Genomic DNA, 25,686 nt, shown 5'->3' with positions numbered 1-25,686 from the left:
TTGGAATCGTTTTTTCATCAGATGGGCGGACGCCCGGTTACTCGGCGGCACCCTCCGCCTGCTCGGCGTACCTGCGGCGCTCCGCGGCGAGGTCCAGCGGCCTGATGATCGCCTCGTGCTCCCCGGCGCCCCAGTGCTCGGTTGGAACGAGCCACATCACCTCGAACTCCAGGCCGTCGGGGTCCTTGGCGTACAGGCTCTTGCTCGCGCCGTGGTCGCTCGCGCCCACCAGCGCACCCGCGGTGGCCAGCCGTTCCTGGGCGGCGGCCAGTTCCGCCAGCGTGCGGACCTCCCAGGCGATGTGGTACAGCCCGACCGTCCGCTGCCCGGCCTGTGAGTCGCCCGCCCCCGAACCGATGGTGAACAACCCCAGGTCGTGGTGGTTGCCCGAGTCGGGTGCCCGCAGGAAGCTGTACCGGCCGCCGGGGTCCTCGATGATCACCCTGAAGTCGAGGATCTTCCGGTAGAAGTCGGCGGTACGACGGGCGTCCCGGACGTACAGCACCGCGTGGTTCATCCCTGTGACACCCATTGCTCACTCCGGTGGTTCTTAAATTCGTCGTTTCGTCGATCAGCGCGTTGGTTCGAGTGTCCACAGTTCATCAGGGGGTTCGTTGCGAGAAGACGTCCAGTAGTTCACGGGCGGTGAGCGCGGTGCGCAGCCGGTGCGCGGCCTCGGGGTCGAGTGGATCGGTGCCCAGCAACTGGCGTAACTGTCCGACGCGGTAGCCGACCGAGTTGCGGTGCAGGTGGAGTTGTTCGGCGACATTGGCCCGGCTGCCGCGGGTGGCGAGCCAGGCGTCCAAGGTCAAGATGAGTTCCGGGCGGTCCAGGATCGGGCCGAGCTGCTGGTTCACGAAGGCGCGCAGCCGGTCCGGCGGTACGGCGAGCAGCAGTTGCGCGAGGCCCAGCGCGGAGTGCAGCAGCTCGGTCTCCCCGGTACGGCGGCGCAGCAGCCCGAGCACCACCTCGGCGTCCCGGAACGAGCGCGCGGTCTCCCTGGGGTCGTTCACCACCGGCCCGGTGGCCGCCAGTACCGTGCCGTCGCCGACCATGCCCTGCAACCGCACCCGGATCCTGGTGATCTCGCGGGCCAGGTCGCCGCCGCCGAGCACGGTCCAGCCCCGGGTGTCCTCCTGGCGGACCGGCATCTCCAGCCACGACAGCGCGGTGGACCAGGTGCGCCGGTTGGGCCCGCCGTAGTCGAACACGACGGCCGCGTGCGGCTCCGAAAGCCGCAGCCCGAACCTGGCGGCGGTCCTGGTCAGCTCGTCGGTGCCGCGCAGCGCGCCGAAGCGGAGTTCGTCGATGAGGCGGCTGGCCGTCTCCGCGGTGGCGGTCGCGGCGGCGTCCCTGCGCACGGCCTCGATGGCGACCGCCGTGGAGGACGCCTTGAGCAGCGCCAGCAGTCCGTCGTCCACCGGCTCGGCGAGCAGCAGCAGCCCCACGCGCCGCTGCCCGGCCCACACCGCGAGCGCCCGGGCCGGCCAGCCGTCCTCCAGGGTGACCGTGACCGGCTCGCGTTCGGCGAAGACCTTGGCGACCTCGGCGGGGCTCATCATCGCGTCGCCGCCGTCGGTCGCGGCGAACACCCCGCCGTGCACGCCCATCAGCCGGGCCGCCCGCCCGGTCCGCTCGGCGACCCTGGCCAGCACGGCCTTCCAGCCCTCGCCGCCGAGCGCGAGTTCGTTCAGCTCGGTGGCGAACGTCTCGATGTCCACCTGGCCGGCGCCGGCGGGCGTGGTGTTCGCGGGCCCACCGTCCGTGGGGGCGGTGCTCGCGGGCTCGGTCTGGGCCCCTGATTCGGCGGGCCGCGCCCGATGGTCCCCCGGATCCACCGGCCCCCGGGCACGGCTCGCAGGACGGCCGAGCTCACGCTCGGAACCGGCGGTCAGCCCGTCCAGCTTCCCGCCTACGCCCAGCCGGTCCATGCACCCTCCATGCTCTGGCCGCCCTCGCCTATCCACAGATGACGGTATCTAGGGATAATTCTTCGCATCTATCGTCTTTTAGGACATCCTTATCGAGGTGTGACAATACGTTCACGTAACAGGAAGCAACGCAAGTGTGGCCGGGTGGGCGGCGTACGGCCACACCGCCCCCCGCCGAGGTCGCCGGGGAGGCCGTGAGCTGGGGCATTGGCACTCTCGCTGAGGGGGACGGCGACGGCACGATCGCGGGGATCGAGCGCGGCGCTTTCGACGGGCTTGATCCGGCTATGATGGTCCACCGCTCTCCGGGCGGACGCACCGGCCCTCCGTTTTCCGCCCGGACGTCCGCATCCGGACACGCCGGCCGCAGCACAGGGCCCGGGGGCGTGCGCGTAGCAGGGGCCGCTCCACGGATTCGGGGCATGCGTCGGCGAACGGTCTCGCCTCGCCCACCTCCACCGCGTTCCGCCACGATGCGTTCCCTGCTCGCTTTCTACCGGCGTAACGCCCGTGTACCCCGCGTCAAGTCCTCCGACGCCACTTTCGCCGACGATCGCGTGGCGATGACCGCCGATGCCCCGCCGTCCTGCCTTCCGAGCCGCTCGTCTCCCTGGGCCGCGATCGGCCCCGCCACCCGTGCCACGACTGCGAAAATCCCATACGACCTGGGATGACACTCTGTGCTTCGAGCACAGAACTCCTCAGACGGTGATGTCGTCACCTGTGACATGCCACATGACATGCGTTTTCGGTTCAGGCCGTCCCCCCGAGAACTTCGCAAACCCCGGCCCCCTCGGGGTTTGCGGCCCGCCCGCGGTCGCTCCCGGCACCCGCGCACGGCCGCGCGCCCGGCCCCATGCCACGAGCCGGCGGGCCCCCGATGGTTGCGGGGCCCGCCGGCTCCAGGCTTCCGCCCCCTCGGGCGGCTTCGGCCTCAGGCGGTGGGGTCGGTGGGACGGCGTCGCCCGGCGACCAGACGGTCGCCTTCTTCGGTGGCCGGGGCCGTCTGGCGCTGTGACGGGACCGTCGGAGCGGCGGCGTGCCCGCCCGCCGCATCGGGGGACTCGGAGGTGTCGAGGCGGCGTTCGAGTTCGCGCTTCTCCTCCTCCAGGCGGCGGGCCCGGCGGGCCTCGCCCTGCGAGCGGCGCAGGTCCCGGCGGAGCGTCAGGGAACGGCGCAGCCCGCCGCTCATCATCCCCATGCCGATGACGAACACCACGGCCGCGGCCACGCCAATGAGAAATACTTCCGTTGCACTGAGTTGCACGGTGGTGTCCATCACCGTGATCGACGTGGTCGTCGCGGTGGTGTCCGTGGTGATCACCACGACTCCGGCCGCCACCGCGACGACCATGAACAGCAGGCCCAGCAAGACCATTGATCCCACTCCTCGGGTTCCCGCGATTGCCGCGCGATTCCTCCGCGTTTTCTTGACAGTTTCCTGACGAAAGCTGTGGTTTTCTCGTCGGGTCCTGGCCCCCTGCCCGCGGTGGCGTGCCCTAATCGAGAATCCCGCTTTCGGTTGCGGAGACCGCCGCGTGAATGTGACGCGGGGAACGAGGAATGATCACTGTTCAAGCAGAAACATGAAGTCCCGGTTACGATCGCCCATCGACCTCGCCCATACCTCCTGTGACCCGCGCCGACCCGTCATAGTTGTCCCCCGGGTGTTGCCCGAGTGACAGGAGAGGCGCACATGACAAGGTCTTCGCGATGGAGGAGTACCGGGCCCACGATCACCGTCTGGCCGCCCGACCGCTTCGAGGTTCGCTGCGCCTTCCCGCCGCCCGACTCCACGGTCTCGGACCGGTACCACTACGCCGAGTTCGCCTACGAGGCGGCCCGCCGCCACCGGGAGCTGGGCTGGGCCCAGCACGTCCAGGTGGTCCGGCTCAGCGACGGCGGGGTGCTCTTCGACCTGGCCGCCTCGCACGAACTCCCGCTGGAGGCGTGGTGATCCGGCGGGCGGATCAGACCAGGCCGGCCTTCTCCAGGGCGGCGCAGCAGGTCTCGACCATGAGGCCGGTGACCACGTACGGGTCGCAGTTGGCGTTCGGGCGGCGGTCCTCGATGTAGCCCTTCTTGTCCACCTCGACCTGCCACGGGATGCGCACCGAGGCGCCGCGGTCGGACACACCGTAGCTGTACTCGCTCCACGGCGCGGTCTCGTGCATGCCGGTGAGGCGGTGCTCGATCTCCGCGCCGTAGCCCTTGATGTGCTCCTCGGCCCGCTCGCCGAGCGCGTCGCAGGCCGCGATGATCGCGTCGTAGCCCTCGCGCATGGCCTTGGTGGAGAAGTTGGTGTGCGCGCCGGCGCCGTTCCAGTCGCCCTTGACCGGCTTGGGGTCGAGGGTGGCGGAGATCCCGAAGTCCTCGGCGACCCGGTACAGCAGCCACCTGGCGACCCAGAGCTGGTCGGCCGCCTCAAGCGGGCCCACCGGCCCGACCTGGAACTCCCACTGGCCCGGCATGACCTCGGCGTTGATCCCGGAGATGGCGAGCCCGGCGGCCAGGCACGCGTCCAGGTGCTTCTCCACGACCTCGCGCCCGAAGACCTCGTCGGCGCCGACGCCGCAGTAGTAGAAGCCCTGCGGCGCGGGGAAGCCCCCGGAGGGGAACCCGAGCGGCCTGCCGTCCTTGAAGAACGTGTACTCCTGCTCGATCCCGAAGATCGGGGCCTGGTCCGCGTAGCGGTCGGCGAGTACGGTCAGGGCGGCGCGGGTGTTGGAGGAGTGCGCGGTCTGGTCGGGGTACAGCACCTCGCACAGCACCAGGACGTCATCGCCGCCCCTGATCGGGTCGGGACAGGTGAACACCGGCCGCAGCACACAGTCGGAGGTGCGCCCGGTGGCCTGGTTGGTGCTCGAACCGTCGAATCCCCACTGCGGCGGCTCGGCGCCGGTCGGTAGCACCTTGGTCTTGGAGCGCAGCCTGGCAGTGGGCTCCGTGCCGTCGATCCAGATGTACTCAGCCTTGTAGCTCACGCTGTGGTCCGTTTCGGTCGTGGGTCCTGTTCGCCAGGCACAACAGTCGCAACGGGCGATTTCCCGGCTGTTGCCCGTATGTAACCGCCATGTGAAGTTTCTGGCTTGAGTACGGCGAGCGGTCAGGGGACCGCCGGGTCGCTGATGTTGTTCTGCGACAGCGGGTAACCGGTCACCAGGGTGTCGATGACGGCGGTGGTGGGCACGCCCCGGTGGGTCAGGTGGCCGGTTGTGGCCAGTTCGGCCAGGCCGTGCGCGGTGCAGAGCAGGGCCAGCAGCGCGGCCATTGACCCCGAGCGGTCCGCCGCGGGCGGCTGCACGCCGAACGTCGTCATCACCGCGTCGATCGCGTCCTCCAGCTCGGCGTGGGTCCCGGCCAGGAACTCCGGCGCGAAGACCAGGCGGTATTCCTCCTTGTGCGTCACCGCGTACTCCACGTAGCTGGTGTAGAAGGCGTGCAGCCGGGCCTCGGAGCCGTGCTCGCGCAGGACCGCCGCCGAGACGTGCGCCGTCAGGTCGGAGATGATCAGCGCGGCCAGCGCTGCCAGCAAAGCGTTTTTGTCGGCGAAATGGCGGTAAGGAGCAGTTCGGGACAGGCCGGTGAGGTCCCCGACGGCGCGCAGCGTCACGGCCTCCAGACCTTCGCTGCGCAGCAGAGTGAGCGCGCTGGCGAGCAGACGGCTCCTCGTGTCGTCGGGCACTTTTCCGATCCCTTCCCGGTTGACATCGTCAACGTACCTGGTTGACGATGTCAACGCGATGTTGACGTCGTCAACGAAGGGCGGGCGGATGAAGATCACGGTGAACGGCATTCCCTTAGAAGTGGAGTGCGACCGGGCCGATACGGCCGTGGACGTGCTGCGCGACGGCCTCGGCCTGACCGGGGCCAAGGCGGCCTGCCGTACCGGGGCCTGCGGGGCGTGCACGGTACTGGTGGACGGCACGCCGAACGCGGGCTGCCTGCTGCCCGCGACCGCGGTCGAGGGACGCGAGGTCATCACACCGGAGGGGCTGGAACACCCCGTGCAGCGCGCCTTCGCCGCGCACGACGGCCTCCAGTGCGGCTACTGCACCCCCGGATTCGTGATGGAGGCCGCGGCCTTCGCCGACAGGTGGCGGGCCGAGCATGGCGACGTCGCGCCGCCGCGCGCGGAGATCGCCGCCGCGCTGGCCGGGCACCTGTGCCGGTGCGGGGCCTACGAGGGCGTGTACGCGGCGGTCGCCGCCGCCTGCGCCGGGGACTTCGACGGGGGTGGCCCGCCCGAGCCCGCCCGTGTCGAGGCCATGGCGAAGATCACCGGCCGGGCCCGTTACTCCACCGACATCCGGCACGAGGGCCAGCTCGAAGGCGTCATCGTGCGATCCTCCCTGCCGCACGCCCGCGTCGTGTCGATCAGCGGCCACCAGGCGGACCTGCTCGGCGAGGACCGGACCGTCCGCTACGTGGGCCAGCCGATCGCCGCGGTCGCCGCCCCGACCCGGCGCGAGGCGCTGGCGCTGGCCAGGGCGGTCGAGGTCCGGTACGCCCCGCTGCCGCACGCCCTCGACGGCACGCCCGGCGGCCCGCCGGTCTGGGGGCCGGACGAGCGCGCGAACGCCCCCAGCACCTCAGAGAGCCTGTGCTTTCCCGGCCGCTGGTCCGACGCCAACCTGCGCGGGCCGTTCACGTTCTTGAGCAGGCGCGGCCGTACCGCCGAACGCCGCCTCGCCGCCGCCCGGGAGAGCGGCGACCCGCGCCTGACCGGCGGCATCTTCACCGCCGCCGCGCAGTCCCACACCGCGATGGAGCCGCACGCCTGCGTGGCGAGGTGGGACGAGCGCGGCGACCTGCACCTGCAGATGTCCACCCAGACGGTCGCGATGGCCGCCGAACACGCCGCCGAACGCTGGAACCTCCCCCGCGACCGGGTCCACGTCGCCGCCGAGCACGTCGGCGGCGGGTTCGGGGCCAAAATGGGGCTCACCGGCGAGGCGGTGGCCGCGGCCGAGCTGGCCAAGGCCCGGAAGGCGCCGGTCCGGGTGGTGCTCAGCCGCGCCGAAGAACTCGCCTGCGGCGGCAACCGCCCCGGGGCCCGCGTGGAGATCTCCATGCTCACCGACGACGACGGGCGGCTCGCCGCGCTCGGCGTGGACGCCTACGGCCGCGGCGGCCTGGCCGTCTCCTCGATGGTCGCGTCGCTGGCCAGGATGGTGTACGGCAGGGCCCCGCGCCGGTTGCGCGACTTCGACGTACTCACCAACACGCCGCCCGGCGGGCCGTTCCGCGGGCCGTTCGCGCCGCCGCTGCTGTGGGCGCTGGAACAGACCGTGGACGACGTGGCGCACCGCCGCGGCGAGGACCCGATCGCGCTGCGCCGCCGCTGGGACGGCAACCGCAAACGCCAGGCCCTGTACGGCTGGGCCGAACGCCTCCCCGCCTGGACCGGCCGCCCCGCCACCGGTTCGCAGACCGGCAGATACCGCCGGGGCGTCGGGGTCGCGGCCGGCGCGTGGCAGTACATGGTGGACCCGGCGACCGAGGTCGAGCTGACCGTCGAGGGAGACGTCGTGGTCGCCCGCACCGCGACCCAGGACATCGGCACCGGCACCCGCAGCGTCATGACGGCGATCCTGCGCGAGGAACTGGACCTGCCCGCCGAGCGGGTCCGCGTCGAGATCGGGATGAGCGACGCCAGGCACGGCCCGATGTCCACCGGCAGCCGCGCCACCGCCTCCGTCGGCCCCGCCACCAGGGACGCGGCCCGGCGGCTGCGCGAGGCGGGCGGCCCCGCCGACGGCCGCCGGGTCGTCGGGCGGCGGCGGATGGACCGGCTCGGGTACCTGACCCCGTTCCCCGTCCACGGGAACGCGATCGGGCGCGGGCTCGCCGGGGCGGTCCACGTCACCGAGGTCGAGGTGGACACGCTGCTCGGCCAGATCAGGCCGCTGCGGGTGTGGGGCGGCATCGCGGCGGGGCGGATCTACTCCGAACGGCTGGCCCGCAGCCAGTGCGAGGGCGGGATCGTGCAGGGGATCGGGTACGCGTTGCACGAGGAACGGCTGGTCGATCCGGTCAGCGGAGCGGTCATCACCACGAACCTTGAGGACTATCGCATTCCGGGTATCGGCGACTGCCCGGAGATCGAGATCCACTTCGAGCAGGAGGGCTGGGACCACGTCAACGGCGGCGGCGTGGGGCTCGGCGAGGTCTCCACGGTGGGGGTGGCGGCCTCGGTCGGCAACGCCGTCCACAACGCCACCGGCTGGCGTCCCCGCGACCTGCCGATCCGCCCGGACCGCCTCCTGGAGGGACTCTCCCGATGACCGAACCGACACGCGGGGCTCTTTCTGCGGTCCTGCCCTTCCTCGCCGGGGGCACGGACCTGATCGCCCGGGCCGCGGGGGAGTGGATCGACCTGCGCGACCGTACCGAACTCGCCGGGATCACCTGGCAGCCCGACGGCTCCGCGCGGATCGGCGCGCTCACCACCATCGCCGAACTGGCCCGTGACCAGCGGCTGCGCGCCGGCTACCCCGCCCTCGCCGCCACCGCGGCCGAACTGGCCACCCCGCAGATCCGCGCGGTGGCCACGCTCGGCGGCAACCTGCTCCAGCGCAACCGCTGCGCCTACTTCCGCGCCGGGTTCGCCTGCCACCAGAACGGCGGGGCGTGCTGCCCGGCCAGGGCGGGCATCGCCAGGTACGGCACCGTGGTCGGCAGCGGCCCGTGCGTGGCCCCGCACCCGTCGTCGCTGGCCATGGCGCTGCTCGCGTACGACGCCACGGTCGAGGTCGAAGGGCGCGGGCACCTGCCGGTCGCGTCCCTGTACGGCGAGGACCCCACCCGGGACCACCTGCTCGCCCCCGGCGAACTGCTGCTCGGCGCCGAACTCCCGCCGCCGGTGGCGGGGGAGCGCGCCGCCTACGTGCGGGCCACCGGCCGGGTGCAGGCCGAATGGCCGCTGGCCGAGGCGGTCGCCCGGCTGGTCGTCGCGGGCGGGTCCGTCGTGCTGGCCGCCGTCGCGGCCGGCGGTGTGGCCCGTACCCCGGTACGGCTCCCCGAGGTCGAGACCGCCCTGCTCGCCGGGGTACCGATCGCCGAGGCCGCCGCCCGCGCCGCGACCCGGTGCGCGCCGCTGCCGGAGACGCGGTACAAGGTCGCGTTGCTTACCGGAACGGTCGAGCACGTGCTCACGAAGGCGATCGCCGATTGAGCCGCGCCCGGCTTGGAATGATGAACGTGTGGACCTGAACGAGGCCCTGGACGAGGCGCGGTCGCGGGCGGAGGACCTCTCGCGGCGATTCGGCGTGGCCACGCCTCCGGTGGAGGAGGGGGAGACGTTCCCCGGCGCACACGTCCTGCTGGTGCGCCGGGACGGCGAACTGTGCCTGGTGATCGGCCCCGGCTACGCCGACCTGCCGGAACTTGAGCGGGACGCGGCGCTCGCGTGGGTACTGGCGCAGGCCGATCCGGCCAAGGTCCGCAGCCGCCTCGGCGTCCGCGAGACACTGACCGCGCTGGCGGCGGTCATCCCGCTCGGCCTCGTGGTGGGGCTGGCGGAACGCTTCTTCGAGGTGTCGCTGCTGGCGTCCTATCCGCTGGTGGGGGTGACGGCCTTCGGGGCGCTGCTGACGGCGAGCATCCGCAAGCAGACGTTCGCGACGGACCGCCGGGTGGCCGAGGTCTGCGGCCGGGCCACCCTGGACGCGGCCCTCACCCGCATGCGCCGCGAACCCCCACCGGTCCGCGGCCTCTACCGCCTGGTCGCCGCCCTCACCCCGTCCCCAAAGGCCCGCGCCGCCCGCCTCGGCTGAGCCACTGCCCGGCTACCATCCCGCAGACCCAAATCCATCGGCCCTCGCGCTGCCGCGCACCTGAAGTGCTTCGGCCCTCGCTGCCGCTCGGACGCCTTTCTTGTGCCGGGCTTCGCCCGATGGCGCGCTGCCGCGCACCCAATCGCCTTCGCTTCGCTCAGCCCTGTTTCCCTGTCGGGCTCCGCCCGACGCCGGCGCTCCTCATGTGCCGCATGCCCCGGTTTCGCCAGATGTACGGCAGCCCCCTGCCCGCCGCCCATGGTCATGCCCTGCGCTCTGGTGCCCGGCTTCCGCAGGCGTGTGTCCTCGCCCGCCGTTCCAGCACCGGCTACCTCACCCCCGCCCTCAGCGGATGCGCGCTGCCGCGCGCCTGAAGTGCTCGGCCCTCGCTGTCGCTCGGACGCTTTTCCTGTGTCGGGCTTCGCCCGACGTCCGGCTCGTCGCGTGCCATATGTCCCGGTCTCGATTAGTGAACGGCACCCATACGTGCCACCTGTTGTTGTCTCCTTTCGCTCTGGCGAAGGGGTTCGGAGGCGTGTGTCCTTGTTCACCACTGCCACACCGGCTCCAGCGCTTTGTCTGCCATACTCAGAAACCCCGCTTTCGGCGGGTTCGCGCTCCCGTGCACCCAATCGCCTTCGCTTCGCTCAGCCTTATTTCCCTGTTAGGCTCCGCCCGACGCTGATGCTCATTCTGTGCCGCCTGCCACATAATGAGCGGTCGGCGTAGCGAGGTCTGGGCCCTACTCACCGCTTACCATGGCCTGCGGACCGCGATGACCCGGCCACCGGCCGCCCTGAGAGCCAGGTGATCACTCCGCGCCGATCGCGAGAACGGCAAAGCCCTGATCCCGGCTCTTCGGCTCAAGAGGGCGCGGTAGGCAGTGACCGCGCGAATTGGGGCTGTAGCATCAGGCGATGCGCGCATAGAGTATGAGGTAGTAGACAAGGGGGTGACGATGGAAAAGCCTTTCACGTTCGCCTTTTGGGCATTCGTTTTGCGCTCCCCGTCGCGGTGATCGTATCGGTGTCATTGGCGGGCCCGAGAGGCCGCCGCAGCGCCGGGGGGCATGTAGTACTCCAGTTGCAGTTTGCTATTCCTGCTGGTTAGAGGCAGGTTCATGAATGCACTGGGCTGATGTGACGTCAGGTACAGTGTTTTGTGACCTCCACGGCACCCTTTGGGGTCTTGAAGCGTGCAGAGGTCCATGATCCATGGCGGTCGCGCCGCCCTACGTCGGGCACCCGCGGGCACCCCCCAGGCTTAAGAGGGCATTCACGGACACCAACTCTGACTCTGTTTGCCGTCAGCGGAGTACCCAGGTTGAAAGGGCAGCACGACCGAGGGAGGGCACGTGTCCGAGTATAGCGATCCATACCACTACAGCGAGTCGTCCGGGATCGGATGGGGGATCTTTGTCATAGCGATATGCGCCGTCTTCTCCTACTTCATGGTCACATCGGACCCGACTGACGGGTTGGATTACGCATCCGGCGATACGCCTGTGGAAATGATGAAGTCGGTCTGCTTCTCCGACTCCGGTCCCTGCCCACCGACCGGCTTCGAATGGAGAATGCCCGCGTCAGGCGCCATCCAGACGCGGTTCAAGCGGGAAGAAATCCACGACCGAACGGAATTGAAAGGCTCGTTCCGTCTGGAGGCAGTGGTGTTCATCGAGGAACAGCAAGAGGTTCAGGACTGCCCGGCCCTGGTGGACTGGTCGTTGCTGGCGGACGGCAAACCCGTCGCGCAGGGGACGATCACAGCGGGCGGAGACCAAGAGGTCACCGGCACGCTGCCGCGCGAGGCCCAGTTCATCCGGCTCACCGCGCGGCGCACCGACTCCTTGCCCTGTCACTCCACCTTCCAGTGGCTCTACGCGGGGGTGGACTGACGGTGGTCATCCCATGCCATTCCTCGGTTCGCGGACACCGGGGAACAATGATCAACCGGTTGATTCCACGCAACTTCTAACGGGCTGGCGCACCTTGGCGGTGAGAAGGCTTTCGCGAAGGCCACAGGCTCCAGCCATGCTCACACGATTCCTGCGCTTCGCCGGCCGCGGGATCGAGTCCAGCCGGCGCCTGGGACGCCACCGATGGGTCGTCGAACGTACGGTCTCCTGGCCGGCCGGCCGGCTGCCGCCGCCTACGCCGCCGCTGTGAACGCAGAGCCGACCACTTCGCCGCCTTCGTCGCCTTGGCCGCAGCCCTCATCTGCTACCGCCAAATAGCCAAATGCGACGTCGTCTTAGTGAGCAAGGTCCGGCGTACCTCGGCACAGTCGGCGATCAGCGCTGGCCCTGGGGTACCGGCCTATCCGCGGGTGACCGGCCATACTGCTTGTACGTAACCGAGCGCTTTCGGAGTCAGCCCAGATATGGGCTGCTGCGGGTCGAATCCAGGGCGTGGCGGATTCGCAGGCGCTGCGTCGGATGCATTTCCAGTGTGTCGATATCGGAGGTGCTCACCCAGCGCACTTCGCGCGCCTCGTCGGTGACACGGGGGGTTCCTCCGACAGGCCGGGCACGTAGGCATACGTTGAACTGCTGGCGCACCTCGCCGTCGCTGTACGCGATCACGTGCCGGGGGTCGCTGTAGATTCCGACCAGCCCGGTGACCTCCACGATGACGCCGGTCTCCTCGGCCACCTCCCGGATCACCGCGTCGCTGATCGACTCGCCAAGGTCCATCACTCCACCGGGTAATGCCCAAAGACCGCTGTCGCGGCGGCGATGAAGCAGTACCCGACCATGATCGTCAACCGCTACCGCCGAGCCGCCCGGCACCACTGAATTGGGCTCGGGCGCGTTCGGGTCGTCGTAGTAGTCGATCCGTGCCATGAGGTTCCATTACCCCTCAGCCCCGAACGCAAGCGGTCGAGTGGCCTGCCAAGTGTCTTCGATAGATCGGTGTATCGAGCGAGGATACTGTGTGCAGTGAGGCACCGCATATGCTCATCGCCGCCATGCCCAGCGCTATCCTGACCCTCGCTCAGGTTCCACGCAAAGCGGCCAAAGAAGCACCTAGGCCAAGAGACACTTAGGCATCGAGGGGCACCGATGCCGCTGTTTCCCATGTGTACAGCCGGGTGTCTCTGCCGAGACGGATAAGCTGGATTTCTCGAAGGGTGACGGACGCAGCGGAGCGTAGACGTTTCTGTGCTCGCGTCACGATCTCCGCCAGGTCTCGTGTGCTCACCTCGTCGGTGAATGCGACACCCTGCATCGTAAGGTGCAATCAGGGCGGCGGGATCACGTCAACCCCAGAGCCGAACGCTTCCTGGTACCGCTCAGTGAGGGCATGCAGCTCGATCTGGTCGCCGAACGTGGCGTGCCAGGCGTACATCCGCCGCCCGTCTCGCCATCCCGGCCTCCACCACCAGTGGTCCCGCATCTGTCCCGAGTCATCGAGCGCGCGCACCATTAGGTCGTCCCTTCAGCCGCTCGGGATCTGCCACATCCTTGTACTGCCAAGGCAGTATTCCCGCACACGGTCGCGTAACGCCAATGGATTCCGGTCGCCGAGTAGGGGTGTCAGAGAGCAGAAGGCGGCGGGGGTGTTGCCCGAGTTCGCCCGGCCGGGGCCGTATGAGCTGGTGGCCGCGTTGACGGTACAGCTCGGCATCCTGGCCCGGATGGGCGCAGCCTGATCTGAGTACGCGACACAGATCAATACGGGGCACAAGGTGAGCCATCCGACATTGGTGATCTCCCGCTCGTGGAGACGCAGGTCACATTCGGTAGGGCTCACAATTCGCGGGGCCGTCTCGTCGAGAGGGGTAACAGCGGACAGGCAAGGAGATGGATGTGCAAGCTCGACTCAACTACCTGGACAATGCGGTAGCCATGAAGGCCGCGAAGCACCTCATTTCAGCGGTCAAGGTGCTCAAGGACACGTCGTTTCCCGCCGCCACCGGGGAGTTGGTGGCGCTTCGCGTCAGTCAGATCAATGGGTGTGCCGTCTGCATCGACATGCACACCAAGGACGCCCTCCACGCGGGGGAGGACCAGCTGCGGCTCAATCTCGTCGCGGCGTGGCGGGAGGCGAAGGTGTTCAGCGAGGCCGAGCGGGCCGCGCTGGAGCTGGCCGAGGAGGGGACGCGGCTCGCGGACGCCGCCGGGGGCGTCTCTGACGAGGTGTGGGGGAACGCCGCCAAGCACTATGACGAGGACCAGCTCGTGGCGCTGGTGTCGCTCATCGGGATCGTGAACAGCTTCAACCGCATGAACGTCATCACCCAGCAGCCCGCAGGCGACTACCAGCCCGGGCAGTTCGGATAGGCGCAAAGAACGACGGGGGACCGGGCTCATGGAGTCCGGTCCCCCGTCTGTAGGTCAGCCCGTGATCCAGGGCTGGAGCTTGCCGGGGTTCAGTACCGCCCAGATGTCGCTGATCCGGTCATCGGTGATGCCGAACGCCACGACCACCACGGTGACGCCGTCCCGCTGGGCCACCAGGCCGGGCCTGCCGTTGACCGTGCGCTCCAGGAAGGTCACGTCCGCCACCAGGCCGGTGATGTCGATCATGCGGCGGGCGATGCGCTCGCCGCCCACGATCGGGCGGGCCAGGGCGCTGACCACGCCGCCGCCGTCGGCGATCGCCGTGGCGTCGGGGTCGAGGAGGCCGATCAGGGCGTTGATGTCCTGGGCCTGCCAGGCGCGCTTGAACTCCCTGACGAGGTCGGCCTGCCTGGCCGGCGTCGGCTCGGCGGGCCGGGCCGCGCGGATGCGGCGGCGGGCGGAGGAGGCGAGCTGGCGGCAGGCCGCCGGGGTACGGCCGACGATCTCGGCGACCTCGGCGAAGGGGTAGCGGAAGACGTCGTGCAGGACGAAGGCGACGCGCTCGGCCGGGGTCATGGATTCGAGCACGATGAGGAACGCCATGCTGATCGACTCGTCGAGCGTGATCTGGTCGGCCGGGTCGGCGGGCCCGGGCGACGCGGTGCCGCCGGGCCGTCCGGTGATCCACTCGGTGCTGTCGGGCACCGGCTCGGGGATCCACTCGCCCACGTAGCGTTCCCGGCGGGCGCGCGCCGAGCCGAGCACGTCCAGGCAGATGCGGCCGGCGACCCTGGTCAGCCAGGCGGCCGGGTTCTCGATGGCCTCCTGCTGGGGCCGGGACATGGCGTACCAGCGGGCGTAGGTCTCCTGGACGACGTCCTCGGCATCGGTCAGCGTGCCGAGCAGCCGGTAGGCGAGGTTGGTCAGTTGACGCCGCTCGCTCATGATGGCGCTCAGCGCGGGGTCGGGCGACGGCGGCTCGGAGGGCATGGACGGTTCGGACGGCACGGCCGGTTCGGACGGCGGTGTCGGTGGGGTCGGCGTTGTCATGAGGGTTTCCCGGGCTCCCTGTGCTGTGTGGCGGCGGCTGCGGTCACCTGCTTTCACCACATTGACGAGGTAGCGACCCTGATTGTCAGGTCGGTCGGTGTCTCATGTCACGGTACCGCCATATATACAAACGACCGGTCGTTAATGTAAATTGCCGCATATGACGCAAGACGGCCGGCGGTTGCGCGGCATGCGCAGCCGGGAGGCGATCCTGGCGCAGGCGGTGGGCCTGGCATCCGTCGAAGGGCTGGAAGGGCTGTCCCTCGGCAAGCTGGCGACCGCCACCGGCACGAGCAAGTCCGGGTTCTTCGCCCACTGGCGGGACAAGGAGCAACTCCAGCTCGACGCCATCGAATGGGCCGTCCGCCAGTGGACCGAGCAGGTGGTGACCCCCGCCCTGCGAGCCCCGGCGGGCGTGCGGCGGCTGTTCGCGCTGCACGAGTCGCGGCTGCGGTTCTACCGCGAGGGCGTACTGCCCGGCAGGTGCTTCTTCTTCACCGTGCAGACGGAGTTCGACGACCGTCCCGGGCCGGTGCGCGACCGGGTCGCGCAGGCCATGGGCGACTGGCAGACGTTCATCCGGCGTCTGGTGGCCGAGGCCAAGGCACGGGGCGAGCTTCTGGACAGCGTGGACGACGCCCAGCTCGCGTACGAGGTGGACGCGCTCGGGGAGCGGGTCATCAGCCACATCCGCCTGTACGACGGGCCGGTCGTCCTCGTCCACGCCCGCCGAGCCGTACTCCAGCGCCTGCGCGCGCTGTGCCCCGATCCGACGCTTCTCCCGGAGGACTGACCATGACCACCATCGAGGCCGGCGTACACGAGCCGGTCCAGGTGCACTATGACGAGCTCGACGCCATGGGCCTGCTGCACAACTCCCGATACCCCCTGCTCGTCGAGCGGGCGATCATCGCATACTGGGTGCGCCATGGCTGGGCCCCCGACCGGGCCAGATCGGCGTTCAAAGACGTGTTCCTGGCCGTGCGGGAGGTCAAGATGACCTACCACGCGCCCGTCAGCGGGGCGGGCGAGGTGGTGGTCCACTTCTGGATCGACCGCATGGGCCGTACCAGCGCGGTGTACGGCTTCCGTGTGCTGTCGGCCGACCGGACGGTGGTGCACGCCGACGGCTACCGGGTCAACGTCAACCTGGACCCGGCCACGCTGCGGCCCGAGCCGTTCAGCACCGAACTGCGCGCCGCCGCCGAGCCCCTGTTCACCGCGGAGGCGGCGGCATGCTGAGGACCCGCTGGATCGCCGGACCGGCGGACGCTCGGCCGGGGCCGCTGGTGGCCTCACTGACCGACTACCGGATGAACAGCTACCGGGATTTCCCCGGCATCGTCAAAAGTGCCAGGTCACTGGGCCGCCTGTGGCCGGAGCTGTCCGGCGCGGTGGGCATGTGGCTGTGGGTGGACCCGCTCACCCGCAGGGTCGGTTCGCTGTCGGTATGGCAGGGAGAGGATGATCTACGTGGGTTCGTCCGGGTACCCGACCATGTGCAGATCATGCGGAAATACCGGCACCGGGGCACGCTCCGGTCCCGCACCTGGAAGATCGACGAGCTGGACCGCGCCGCACTGTGGCGGGTCCTCAGCCCTGCCTGACGCGGGGTGCGCGCTACAGCGGTTTCAGGAAACGCGCCGCCTGCTCGCAGGTGTCGGTGTAGCCGAGCCGTGCGTAGAAGGCGTGCGCCCCGGTCCGGTGCCGCGAACTGGTGATCTCCAGGTCCCGGCATCCCCAGGCGCGGGCCTGCTCCTCGGCGGCCTCGACCAGGGTCCGCCCGACCCCTTTGCCATGAAAAGCGTCGTCCACCACCAACGCCACCAGGCGAGCCCGCCGGGCCGAGTGCTCGATCAGCGGGAAGGCGTGCAGGGCGGCGAATCCGGCGACCAGGCCCGCTATCTCGGTGACCAGCAGCCTGCTGTGCCGATCGTCCAGCCAGTCCTTCAGGCGGGCCGTGACCTCGGCCGCGTCCGCCGGGTAGCCGAGCCGGTCGAGCAGTACCGCGACCCGCGGCGCGTCATCGGCTCGGGCCGATCTGATGCTGACAGCCATGCCCGGCAGTCTGCCAGCCGTACCGGAACGCTCGGCGACCGGCCGGAGCGGGCGGTGGTGGTGGTCAGTGTGCAAGGGTAATTGATATGTCGTCTTGACCGGCAAGTATGGCTTAAGTTACTCCGTCCCGCCGCGTTCGCCGCCCTGCCCCGGGAATCATCTGAAGTCGGCGTGCTGGTGCTGCCGGACAATCGGGGATCGTCCGGCTTTTATGAAAAGCTGGCCGAACGGCTCACCGGGCTCGGGCACCCCGCCGTGGCCATCGACCATTTCACCCGCACGGCCGGCGCCGACTACCGCTCCCGGGGCGCTGCGCGCGGCCGGGTGCCGGGCGGTGGTGTCCCTGGGGTTTCTGTCTGGGGGGCAGGTTCGCGTTCACCACGGCGCTGCCGGGGTTCGGGCTGGAGGGTGTGATCGGCTTCTACGGCTATCCCGACGTGCTCAACGGCGCTCCCGGGCCCACCCAGATGGCCGGTGAACTGGCCGCCCCGGTGCTCGCGCTGTGGGGCGGCGGCGACGAGAGCATCCCGCCCGCCGTGGTGGCGGCCTTCGGCGGCGCGTCCCCGCACGCCTTCTTCGACCGCAAGGTGGTGGGTCGCGCCGACGCGTGCGCGGACGCCTGGGCGCGGGTGACGGCTTTCATCGAGTCGTATCGTCCCACGTCAGAGGAGGCTTGACAGCTCGGGCCGAGGTTATTCGCCCCGATCGACAGGGTAGGGCTGGGCATGCGCCGGACACGGGGGAACAACCGGGGGCACCATGCAGGCGTTCGTGATCAAGGAGATCGGACGGGTCGGCTTCATGGACGAACCCGTCCCGCCGCCCGGTCCGCGCGACGCCGCCGTACGGACCACCACCGGACCGGCCTGTGCCCGGTCGGCCGGCCGCGCATGGAACGCGCTCGACGACGTGGTGAAAGTGATGATCGTCTTCCTGCGAGCCCCTGTGTGAGTTTCCGTTTGAGTCTCCGCGTGAGTCTTCCGTGATGCTGAGGACGCCTGGCATGCTCGACCTCGATCCGCCCTTCCGCCCGGTACGCCGCCGGGAGGACTATCCGGCCCTGGAGGACCTGGGCCTGATCGGCGACGGCGCCACGGCGGCGCTGGTCGGCGCCGACGGCTGCATCCCGTGGCTGTGCCTGCCCCGCTTCGACAGCGATCCGGTGCTGTGCGGCCTGCTGGATCACGCCCACGGCGGTCACTTCACCATGACCCTGGACGACCTGCGGGAGGCCAGGCAGTTCTACGAACCGGACACCGCGGTACTGGTGACCGAACTACGCGGCCCGACCGGCGTGGTACGGATCACCGACGCGCTGGCCCTGCGCGCCGGCGCCGACCTCAGCGACGACGCGGGCGCGGACCGCAGTGAGCTGGTCCGGTCCGCGGTCGTCCAGGCGGGGACCGTGCGCCTGCGGGTGGAACTGGAGCCGCGCGGCGGCGGGCAGGCCCGGCTGCTCGGCAGCGGCCTGGAGGTACGCGCCTCCAGAAGGCCCGACCTCCGGCTGCATCTGCGTTCCAGCCGTCCGCTGACCGCACTGCGTACCGTGCACGACCTCCAGGAGGGGGACCGCCTGGACCTGGTGCTGTCCTGGGGGCGCATCCACCGCCACCACCGTTTCGACCCGGAGGCGATACTGCGGCACACCGGCGAGGCGTGGCGGCGCTGGATGGGCAAGTGCGGCTACGACGGCCCGCAGGAAGCGCTGGTCCGCCGTTCGGTGATCACGCTGAAGCTGTGCGACGACTGGGTCAACGGCTCCCTGGTCGCGGCGCCCACGTCCTCGCTGCCCGCGCCCATCGGGGGCGTGCGCAACTGGGACTACCGCTACACCTGGATCCGCGACGCCGCCTACGGCGTCTTCGCGCTGCGCCGCGTCGGATTCGAGGAGGAGGCCGACGCGTTCCTCGGCTGGGTCCTGGACGCCTTCGAGCAGACCGGCCATCCGCGGATCATGTACACCGTCCGCGGCGACCCCGTACCCGAGGAGGTCCACGACGCCGACCTCGCGGGTTACCGGCGGTCCGCGCCGGTGCGGTGGGGCAACGGCGCCGCCGACCAGCGCCAGCACGACGTGTACGGCGAGGTGCTGGACTGCGCCGACCAGTGGCTGCTCCCCGGCCGCGAACTTCAGCCCGCGCTGTGGTCGGGCCTGTCGGAGCTGGCCGAGAACGCCGCGCGCGCATGGCGGCACCCCGACCAGGGCATCTGGGAGGTCCGCAGCGAGGGCCGGGTCTTCACCTACTCCGCGGGGATGTGCCAGGTGGCGCTCGACCGGGCCGCGGCCATCGGCGAGCGGCTGGGCCTGGCCGGCCCGATCGCCGCCTGGCGGGCCACCGCGGACCGGCTCCGCGACCTCATCCTGGAGCGGTCCTGGAGTGAGGAGGCGCAGTGCCTGAGCGAACACCTCGACGGCGGCGGCGGCCTGGACGCCAGCCTGCTCGCGCTGCCGTTGCGCAAGGTCGTGCCGGCCGGCCACCCGCGCATGGTGGCCACCAGCGCGGCCATCGCCGAACGCCTGTCCGCCGGCGACGGCCTGCTCTACCGCTATCTGCACGAGCGGTCGCCCGACGGCCTGCCCGGCGACGAGGGCGCGTTCCTGCTGTGCAGCTTCTGGCTGGCCGACAACCTGACCTTGCAGGGCCACCTGGACCGCGCCGAGGACCTGTACGCGTCACTGTGCGCCCGCGCCAACCCGGTCGGGCTGCTGCCCGAGCAGATCGACCCGTCCACGGGCACGTTCATGGGCAACTTCCCGCAGGCGTTCAGCCACATCGGGATCATCGCCAGCGGCGTCAACCTGGCCCGCGCCAGGGCACGTCTACAGGGCTCATCCACAGGGCATCTACCTTGGGGGGCGTAAATGAAGCGCGCCACGGAGGGTTTGCGCAGCCAGGCATGGTGGGACAACCCGGGCAACCCGGAGATGACCGAGCTGTACCTGGAGCGCTTCCTCAACTATGGCCTCAGCTCGGCGGAACTCCAGTCCGGCCGCCCGATCATCGGCATCGCCCAGACGGGTAACGACCTCGTTCCCTGCAACCGGCACCATCTCGCGCTCGCCGACCGGGTGCGGGCCGGGATCCGGGACGGCGGCGGCATCCCGTTCGAGTTCCCCGTCCACCCGCTCCAGGAGACCGGCAAGCGCCCCACCGCGGCGCTGGACCGTAACCTCGCCTACCTCGGCCTGGTCGAGGTGCTGTACGGATATCCGCTCGACGGCGTGGTCCTCACGACGGGGTGCGACAAGACCACGCCCGCGTGCCTGACCGCGGCGGCGACGGTCAACATCCCGGCGATCGTGCTGTCCGGCGGGCCCATGATCAACGGGTACCACGGCGGCATGCGGACCGGCTCCGGACTGGTGATCTGGCAGTCCAAGCGGCTGCTGGCCAGCGGCGAGATCGACTACGCCGAGTACAAGGCGCGGGTGGCCGCCTCCGCGCCGAGCATCGGCCACTGCAACACGATGGGCACCGCGCTGTCGATGAACAGCCTGGCCGAGGCGCTGGGGATGTCCCTGCCCGGGTGCGCGGCGATCCCGGCCCCCTACCGCGAACGCGCGCAGATGGCCTACGAGACGGGCCGCCAGGTGGTGGACCTGGTACGCGAGGATCTCACCCCACGCAAGATCATGACCATGCGGGCCTTCGAGAACGCGATCGTCGTGGCGTCGGCCATCGCCGCCTCGACCAACGCGCCCATCCACCTCAACGCCATCGCGCGGCACGCCGGAGTGGCACTGACCAACCAGGACTGGCAGCGGGCCGGGTCCGATGTTCCGGTGCTGGTGAACCTCGCCCCGGCGGGGGAGTACCTGGGCGAGGACTTCTACCGCGCGGGCGGCGTGCCCGCCGTCATGCGGGCGCTACTGGCGGCGGGGCGGCTGCACGGCGACGCCATGACGGTCACCGGTCGTACCGTGGCCGAGGGGCTGCGCGATGTCCCGCCCGCCGATCCGTTGGTCATCCGCTCCTACCACGACCCGGTCGCCGCGCGGGGCGGCCTGATGGTCATGTCCGGGAACCTGTTCGACTCCGCGATCATGAAGACGTCGGTCATCACCGACGACTGCTGGGCCCGCTACCTGCCCTACCAGGGCGCCGCGCAGGTGTTCGACCTGCGCGCCATCGTCTTCGACGGGCCCGAGGACTATCACGCCCGCATCGAAGATCCCGCGCTGGGCATAGACGAGAACTGCATTCTCGTCATCCGCTACACCGGGCCGATCGGTTATCCGGGATCGGCCGAAGTTGTGAACATGGAGCTTCCCACCGCGCTGGCCCGGTGCGGCATCACCGCGCTGCCCACGCTGGGCGACGGCCGGCAGAGCGGCACCTCGGACGCGCCGTCCATCCTCAACGCCAGCCCCGAGGCGGCGGCCGGCGGCAACCTCGCCATCCTGCGCACCGGTGACCTGATCCGGATCGACCTGGACCGCGCCCGCGTCGATGTCCTGTTGTCGGATGAGGAGATCGCGTCGCGGTGGGCCCGGTACACCCCGCCGGCGTTCGAGAACCAGACTCCGTGGCAGGAGATCTACCGTGCCACGGTCGGGCAACTGGACGCCGGCGGCTGCCTGCGGCTCGCCCTCGCATATCAGGACCTCGCGCACACCAAGGGGATTCCCCGTGACTCGCACTGACCCCGCTCGCACCGGCTGTGGCGGCACGATCCTGATCGCCGACTTCGACTTCGGCGATGTGGACATCGAACGCGCGATCATCGAGGGCGCCGGATTCGAGCTGGTCGCCGCACAGTGCAAAAGCGAGGACGAGGTGATCGAGAAGGGCCGTGACGCGGACGGCGTCCTGACCCAGTACGTGCGGGTCGGCAGCCGCGCGATCGAGGCGTTCACCCGGTGCCGGGTGATCGCCCGCTACGGCACGGGCGTGGACATCGTGGATGTCGCCGCCGCGACCCGGCGCGGTATCCAGGTCACCAACGCGCCGAACGACTGGTGCGCCGAAGAGGTCGCCGATCACGCGATCGCGCTCTGGCTCGCCGCCGCCCGCAAGATCTGCGCGTACGACCGGGCCACCCGGCAGGGCGAATGGCACTGGAAGACCGGACGGCCGATCCGGCGGCTGCGGGGACAGGTGTTCGGGCTGCTGTCCTTCGGCTCGATCGCGCGGCTCATCGCCGACCGCGCGAGGGCGTTCGGCGTGGAGGTCTGGGCGCACGACCCGTACGTCGGCGACTCCGAGATCCGCGCGGGCCACGCGCGGCCGGTGTCCTTCGACGAGTTGGTGCGGGGCGCCGACTATCTGGTGGTGCAGTCGCCGCTCACGCCGGAGACGCACCACACCTTCGACCGTACGACGCTGCGCGCGATGAAGCCGGCCGCCGTCCTCATCAACACCGCCCGCGGGCCCATCGTGGACGACGCGGCGATCCACCAGGCGCTCACCGAGGGGTGGATCGCGGGCGCGGCGCTGGACGACCTGGAGGAGGAACCCGCCAAACAGCGCGACTGGCGTCCGCGCAATCCGCTCCTCAAGCTGCCCAACGTGATCGTCACCCCGCACGCCGCCTACTACTCCGAGGAGGCCATCGCGGCGGTGCGCCGGATCGCCGCCGAAGAGGCCGTGCGGGTGCTGACCGGGCGGCCGGCGCGATTCCCGGTCAACGACCTGAGGGCCGGTTCCCGCCGCTGAGCGGGTGGCATTTCCAAAGAAAACCGGCCATCGAGAAAAGTCGATAATTCGCGAAATATCGGGCTCTATTGCGATATGAGGGCATAAGGCGATAAGGGATACCCGCCTTATGTGGCGGAGCGCGCGAATTTACGTTCCTTGCCTGTCGAATGAAGGGTGGCCGATTTACAATGGGGGTCGATTCAATGTAATACGCGCACGGGGAGGGTCGGATATACACGATCATGCACTCGGGTCATGTCGATGAGCCGGCGGTGCCTCCCGCAGTCGGGCGAGCGCCGCGGGGCGGCCTGCGCCCCGCCGTCCCTGACACTCGCCCGCATGAGGCTCTCCAGGATGCGGACGTGGAGGCGTTCGTGCGCGCCGTGACCCCCCGGATCGCGGCCGACGCGGCGATCGTGGGGGTCGATCCGCGGACGTTGGAGTTGCAGGTGCGGCTGCACCTGCCCGCGCTCAGCCGGGCGGCGATCACCACCGGGCCGGCCGGCCGGGCGTACGCCGCGGTGCGCACCCAGGCGCTCGTCCGGGCCGCCGAGATCCGGGTCGGCCTGGAGGACGCCGCCTTCGACGCGCACACCTCGCTGCTGCTGGGGGTGGAGAAGGTGCGCAGGGATCTCACCCTGCTCCGGGCCGACGGGTCGGTCGGGCGGTTGCGGTTCGGGGCGGTCGATCCCTGGGCGGGCCACCGGGTGCAGGCCCGGCTGCACTACCTGCGCTGCGAGCGGGCCGACACGATCATGCAGTTCGGGCTGTTCCTGCGGGGCGCCCGGATGCCGCTGACCTACCTGGCCTTCTCGCCGTGCGACCGGCGCTACATGCTCGACGTGCTGAACGCGCTCGGCGTCCCGGCGCGGCCGGGCCGGGTGCTGGTGCTGACCCGGGTTCACGGGCTGCCCGGCGTCCCGGGCAACCTGATGAGCCTGACCATCGGCCGGGCCGTACGCGAGATCAAGGCGCGCGGCGTGGCCGACCTCATCGTGACCGCGTTCAACCCGATGCTCGGATTCAACGGCGCGTCGTTCCGCGCCGCCGGGTTCACCGCGTTCGCCTCCTGCCCGGTCACCTACTCCTACGACGCCGCGGGCTTCTTCCACACCCGGCGCAGCGCCACCGCCGCGACCCCGCAGCGGCTCACCACGCCCGACAACATCCTCATGGCCCGCGGCGTCACCCGTACGGCCAGGCGGCGGCTGGCCGTCACGGTCCGGCCGCTGCGGACGGTCCCGCGCGAGACGTACGAACGCAGGGAGCCGGCCCGGTTCTGCGAGCCCGATCCGGGCGACCCGGCCTGGCTGCGCCGCCTGACCGGATACCGCGACCTGCTCCAGGACGCCTGGTCCACCCAGACCGCCGCGCCGCGCTACGTCGGCGACGGCGGGCCGCAGGGCAGCGGCCGTGGCCAGTGCGGCGTGGCCTCGGTGTGGCTGGCCCGCCGGCTGCACGCCGACCACGGGATGGTCCCGCTCTACTGCGTCGGCAGCGTCACCTTCACCACCGGCGCCCAGCCCGACGTGCCGCACCACTGCTGGATCGAGGTCGGCGACCCGCGCGACTCACGCCGGGTGATCATCGACCTCACCGCCGACCAGGAGGCCGACTCGCCGAAGCCGGTCGTCTTCGCGCGCTACTCGGACCTCATCGTCCAGGGCATCCGCTACACGCCACTGTTCCGGCAGCGGCTGGACGAATTACCGGCCAATCGCGTGTGGCGCCGATTTCTGACGCTGAGCGACCTGGTCGACCGGCACGGCACCGGTCACCCGGCGGACACCGGGAGGCGGGATCACGACAGACCGGCGACCGCCTGATCCGCACACCCACCACAGGCACAAGCGGGGGACACAAGGTCATGCCAGGCCCTCGACCGTCCGTTCTCTTCCTGTCGTCCGACGCCAGGCGGCGCTACGCGGAGGACATCCTCGCCGCGCTGGCGCTGCCCAGGGGAGCGGTCATCCAGTTCAGGTACGAGTCCAAGTACGTTGTGCCCTCCTTGCAGGCGTCCATCGCCAACATGTCAGTGATCGGCCGCAGGGCGGTCGTGGCCTACGTCGCCGACGTGGAGACGGCGGCGCCGTTCCTGGTGCCGGTGCGGTTCGCGTCCGTCGCCGACGCCGAGTGCGCCGCCGACATGGTCGTCTTCCGGCTGCGCATGGCCGAGTACACCGACCTCGACGACTACCCGCTCACCGAGGACGACATCCGGACCGAAGGGCGCCGCTACCTCGACCGGCTGATCGAGGTCAACGACGACCGGTACTACCCGGCCACCGGCCGTTTCCCCGACCTGCACATCCGCGACGAACCGCAACGGCGGCCCGGCGAGGAGACCCGGGACGACCCGCAGCACTGGCTGGGCGTGGCCAGGCGGCTGGCCAGGCATCCGACGTTTCGCGACTCCTACTTCATCCGCATCGACGAGCCCGTCCTGGACCGCGGCGGGCCGGTGCCGTTCGACGAGCAGGGCAGGCTCACCCTGTCCGACCGGCAGGCCGCCAAGCTGCGGGTCAGCTTCTTCACCCAGAGCTACTCCGACGAGGGGGAGAAGGTGCTGTCCTGCGCCACCGACGGCACCTTCCTGAAGATCTCCTCCGATGACTCCTACGACGTGGAGCTGGGCTATGACTCGGTGGAGTTCTGGCTCCAGCCGGTGATCACGACCTTCGACGCGCTCGCCCGGGTGAGCGTCGGGTTCTCCCAGGAGCGGCCCGACGTGCCGGAGGTCAACGCCGGGTTTCCGGTGCTGGTCCGCAGGTCGCGGACGCGCATGCTGACCCGGGTCACCTTCAGCGCGGCCGGGGCCTTCCTGGTCGCGCTGCCGGCCATCCTGGGCACCGGCTTCCCGATGTACGTGCGGGTGCTGTTCGCCATCATGGGCGCCGCGCTGCTGTCGGTGTCCACGGTCGTGATCGCCAGGGGCGACCGCTGAACCC

25 protein-coding genes and 1 pseudogene are annotated in these 25,686 nt (G+C 70.3%); 18 read left to right on the top strand and 8 right to left on the bottom strand.

What is annotated here, in order from left to right:
- Nucleotides 1–37 precede the first annotated feature (37 nt).
- The 3 genes from ACH34R_RS32615 to ACH34R_RS32605 all read right to left on the bottom strand — a co-directional run bounded on the left by ACH34R_RS32615 (nucleotide 38) and on the right by ACH34R_RS32605 (nucleotide 3,309).
- Nucleotides 38–532 (bottom strand): VOC family protein, encoded by a 495-nt coding sequence (locus ACH34R_RS32615; RefSeq protein ID WP_397565407.1) that lies wholly within the window; start codon nucleotides 530–532, stop codon nucleotides 38–40.
- A gap of 70 nt (nucleotides 533–602) precedes the next feature.
- Nucleotides 603–1,931, bottom strand: coding sequence for a PucR family transcriptional regulator (locus ACH34R_RS32610; protein ID WP_397565406.1), 1,329 nt, complete (start codon nucleotides 1,929–1,931; stop codon nucleotides 603–605).
- Between the two features lie 934 nt (nucleotides 1,932–2,865).
- Complete coding sequence (locus ACH34R_RS32605) at nucleotides 2,866–3,309, bottom strand: hypothetical protein (RefSeq protein ID WP_397565405.1); 444 nt, start codon at nucleotides 3,307–3,309, stop codon at nucleotides 2,866–2,868.
- A gap of 318 nt (nucleotides 3,310–3,627) precedes the next feature.
- On the opposite strand from ACH34R_RS32605, the gene ACH34R_RS32600 reads away from it, so the two are divergent.
- Nucleotides 3,628–3,888, top strand: a complete 261-nt coding sequence (locus tag ACH34R_RS32600; protein WP_397565404.1) for a hypothetical protein — start codon at nucleotides 3,628–3,630, stop codon at nucleotides 3,886–3,888.
- A 13-nt stretch (nucleotides 3,889–3,901) separates the two neighbouring features.
- Here the strand turns inward: ACH34R_RS32600 and glnII are convergent, their stop codons facing one another.
- Both glnII and ACH34R_RS32590 read right to left on the bottom strand, forming a co-directional pair.
- Nucleotides 3,902–4,915: a glutamine synthetase gene (gene glnII / locus ACH34R_RS32595; protein ID WP_397565403.1), complete on the bottom strand. Its 1,014-nt coding sequence runs from the start codon at nucleotides 4,913–4,915 to the stop codon at nucleotides 3,902–3,904.
- A 122-nt stretch (nucleotides 4,916–5,037) separates the two neighbouring features.
- A complete protein-coding gene (locus tag ACH34R_RS32590; RefSeq protein WP_397565402.1) occupies nucleotides 5,038–5,616 on the bottom strand; it encodes a TetR/AcrR family transcriptional regulator in 579 nt (192 codons plus the stop codon).
- Between the two features lie 88 nt (nucleotides 5,617–5,704).
- Here ACH34R_RS32590 and ACH34R_RS32585 point away from each other — a divergent pair, with 88 nt between their 5' ends.
- From ACH34R_RS32585 to ACH34R_RS32560, 6 genes and pseudogenes are all read left to right on the top strand, one after another.
- Nucleotides 5,705–8,218: a molybdopterin-dependent oxidoreductase gene (locus tag ACH34R_RS32585; protein WP_397565401.1), complete on the top strand. Its 2,514-nt coding sequence runs from the start codon at nucleotides 5,705–5,707 to the stop codon at nucleotides 8,216–8,218.
- Nucleotides 8,215–9,108, top strand: coding sequence for an FAD binding domain-containing protein (locus ACH34R_RS32580; RefSeq protein WP_397565400.1), 894 nt, complete (start codon nucleotides 8,215–8,217; stop codon nucleotides 9,106–9,108). Before ACH34R_RS32585 ends, ACH34R_RS32580 begins: the two co-directional genes overlap by 4 nt.
- A gap of 28 nt (nucleotides 9,109–9,136) precedes the next feature.
- Nucleotides 9,137–9,709, top strand: a complete 573-nt coding sequence (locus ACH34R_RS32575; protein WP_397565399.1) for a hypothetical protein — start codon at nucleotides 9,137–9,139, stop codon at nucleotides 9,707–9,709.
- Nucleotides 9,710–9,921: 212 nt separating this feature from the next.
- Nucleotides 9,922–10,083 carry a hypothetical protein gene (locus tag ACH34R_RS32570; protein ID WP_397565398.1) on the top strand — a complete coding sequence of 54 codons (162 nt, stop codon included), beginning with the start codon at nucleotides 9,922–9,924 and terminating at the stop codon, nucleotides 10,081–10,083.
- A 980-nt stretch (nucleotides 10,084–11,063) separates the two neighbouring features.
- Nucleotides 11,064–11,603 carry a hypothetical protein gene (locus ACH34R_RS32565; RefSeq protein WP_397565397.1) on the top strand — a complete coding sequence of 180 codons (540 nt, stop codon included), beginning with the start codon at nucleotides 11,064–11,066 and terminating at the stop codon, nucleotides 11,601–11,603.
- A 154-nt stretch (nucleotides 11,604–11,757) separates the two neighbouring features.
- Nucleotides 11,758–11,947: pseudogene (locus ACH34R_RS32560) on the top strand (transposase); the annotation flags it as partial.
- A gap of 130 nt (nucleotides 11,948–12,077) precedes the next feature.
- Here ACH34R_RS32560 and ACH34R_RS32555 read toward each other — a convergent pair.
- Complete coding sequence (locus ACH34R_RS32555; protein ID WP_397565396.1) at nucleotides 12,078–12,551, bottom strand: NUDIX domain-containing protein; 474 nt, start codon at nucleotides 12,549–12,551, stop codon at nucleotides 12,078–12,080.
- Between the two features lie 966 nt (nucleotides 12,552–13,517).
- On the opposite strand from ACH34R_RS32555, the gene ACH34R_RS32550 reads away from it, so the two are divergent.
- Nucleotides 13,518–13,991 (top strand): carboxymuconolactone decarboxylase family protein, encoded by a 474-nt coding sequence (locus ACH34R_RS32550; protein ID WP_397565395.1) that lies wholly within the window; start codon nucleotides 13,518–13,520, stop codon nucleotides 13,989–13,991.
- Nucleotides 13,992–14,045: 54 nt separating this feature from the next.
- On the opposite strand, the gene sigJ is transcribed toward ACH34R_RS32550, so the two are convergent.
- A complete protein-coding gene (gene sigJ / locus ACH34R_RS32545; protein ID WP_397565394.1) occupies nucleotides 14,046–15,041 on the bottom strand; it encodes an RNA polymerase sigma factor SigJ in 996 nt (331 codons plus the stop codon).
- A gap of 160 nt (nucleotides 15,042–15,201) precedes the next feature.
- Between sigJ and ACH34R_RS32540 the strand changes: the two genes are divergently transcribed.
- Genes ACH34R_RS32540 through ACH34R_RS32530 form a run of 3 tightly spaced genes read left to right on the top strand, consistent with a single transcriptional unit; the run spans nucleotide 15,202 to nucleotide 16,648 of the window.
- Complete coding sequence (locus ACH34R_RS32540) at nucleotides 15,202–15,834, top strand: TetR/AcrR family transcriptional regulator (RefSeq protein ID WP_397565393.1); 633 nt, start codon at nucleotides 15,202–15,204, stop codon at nucleotides 15,832–15,834.
- Nucleotides 15,835–15,836: 2 nt separating this feature from the next.
- Nucleotides 15,837–16,283 (top strand): acyl-CoA thioesterase, encoded by a 447-nt coding sequence (locus ACH34R_RS32535; RefSeq protein ID WP_397565392.1) that lies wholly within the window; start codon nucleotides 15,837–15,839, stop codon nucleotides 16,281–16,283.
- Entirely contained in the window at nucleotides 16,277–16,648 is a 372-nt protein-coding gene (locus ACH34R_RS32530; RefSeq protein WP_397565391.1) for a hypothetical protein, read from the top strand. Before ACH34R_RS32535 ends, ACH34R_RS32530 begins: the two co-directional genes overlap by 7 nt.
- A gap of 13 nt (nucleotides 16,649–16,661) precedes the next feature.
- Here the strand turns inward: ACH34R_RS32530 and ACH34R_RS32525 are convergent, their stop codons facing one another.
- Nucleotides 16,662–17,099, bottom strand: a complete 438-nt coding sequence (locus ACH34R_RS32525) for a GNAT family N-acetyltransferase (protein WP_397565390.1) — start codon at nucleotides 17,097–17,099, stop codon at nucleotides 16,662–16,664.
- 356 nt (nucleotides 17,100–17,455) lie between these two features.
- On the opposite strand from ACH34R_RS32525, the gene ACH34R_RS32520 reads away from it, so the two are divergent.
- The 7 genes from ACH34R_RS32520 (at nucleotide 17,456) to ACH34R_RS32490 (ending at nucleotide 25,682) form a co-directional block, all read left to right on the top strand.
- Complete coding sequence (locus tag ACH34R_RS32520; protein WP_397565546.1) at nucleotides 17,456–17,776, top strand: dienelactone hydrolase family protein; 321 nt, start codon at nucleotides 17,456–17,458, stop codon at nucleotides 17,774–17,776.
- Nucleotides 17,777–17,858: 82 nt separating this feature from the next.
- The gene (locus ACH34R_RS32515) at nucleotides 17,859–18,050 is read left to right on the top strand and encodes a hypothetical protein (protein ID WP_397565389.1); all 192 of its coding nucleotides are present in this window, start codon (nucleotides 17,859–17,861) and stop codon (nucleotides 18,048–18,050) included.
- A gap of 34 nt (nucleotides 18,051–18,084) precedes the next feature.
- Nucleotides 18,085–19,962: a glycoside hydrolase family 15 protein gene (locus tag ACH34R_RS32510; RefSeq protein WP_397565388.1), complete on the top strand. Its 1,878-nt coding sequence runs from the start codon at nucleotides 18,085–18,087 to the stop codon at nucleotides 19,960–19,962.
- A complete protein-coding gene (locus ACH34R_RS32505) occupies nucleotides 19,963–21,744 on the top strand; it encodes an IlvD/Edd family dehydratase (protein ID WP_397565387.1) in 1,782 nt (593 codons plus the stop codon).
- Nucleotides 21,731–22,756 carry a C-terminal binding protein gene (locus tag ACH34R_RS32500; RefSeq protein WP_397565386.1) on the top strand — a complete coding sequence of 342 codons (1,026 nt, stop codon included), beginning with the start codon at nucleotides 21,731–21,733 and terminating at the stop codon, nucleotides 22,754–22,756. Before ACH34R_RS32505 ends, ACH34R_RS32500 begins: the two co-directional genes overlap by 14 nt.
- A 344-nt stretch (nucleotides 22,757–23,100) precedes the next feature.
- Nucleotides 23,101–24,564 (top strand): hypothetical protein, encoded by a 1,464-nt coding sequence (locus tag ACH34R_RS32495; protein ID WP_397565385.1) that lies wholly within the window; start codon nucleotides 23,101–23,103, stop codon nucleotides 24,562–24,564.
- Between the two features lie 41 nt (nucleotides 24,565–24,605).
- Nucleotides 24,606–25,682, top strand: a complete 1,077-nt coding sequence (locus ACH34R_RS32490) for a hypothetical protein (protein ID WP_397565384.1) — start codon at nucleotides 24,606–24,608, stop codon at nucleotides 25,680–25,682.
- Nucleotides 25,683–25,686: the final 4 nt, after the last annotated feature.

The organism is Spongiactinospora sp. 9N601 (assembly GCF_044326295.1).
Taxonomy (GTDB): Bacteria; Actinomycetota; Actinomycetes; order Streptosporangiales; family Streptosporangiaceae; genus Spongiactinospora; species Spongiactinospora gelatinilytica.
Note: the sequence above shows the minus strand (reverse complement) of the source record. Positions and strands in the feature narration are given on the sequence as shown.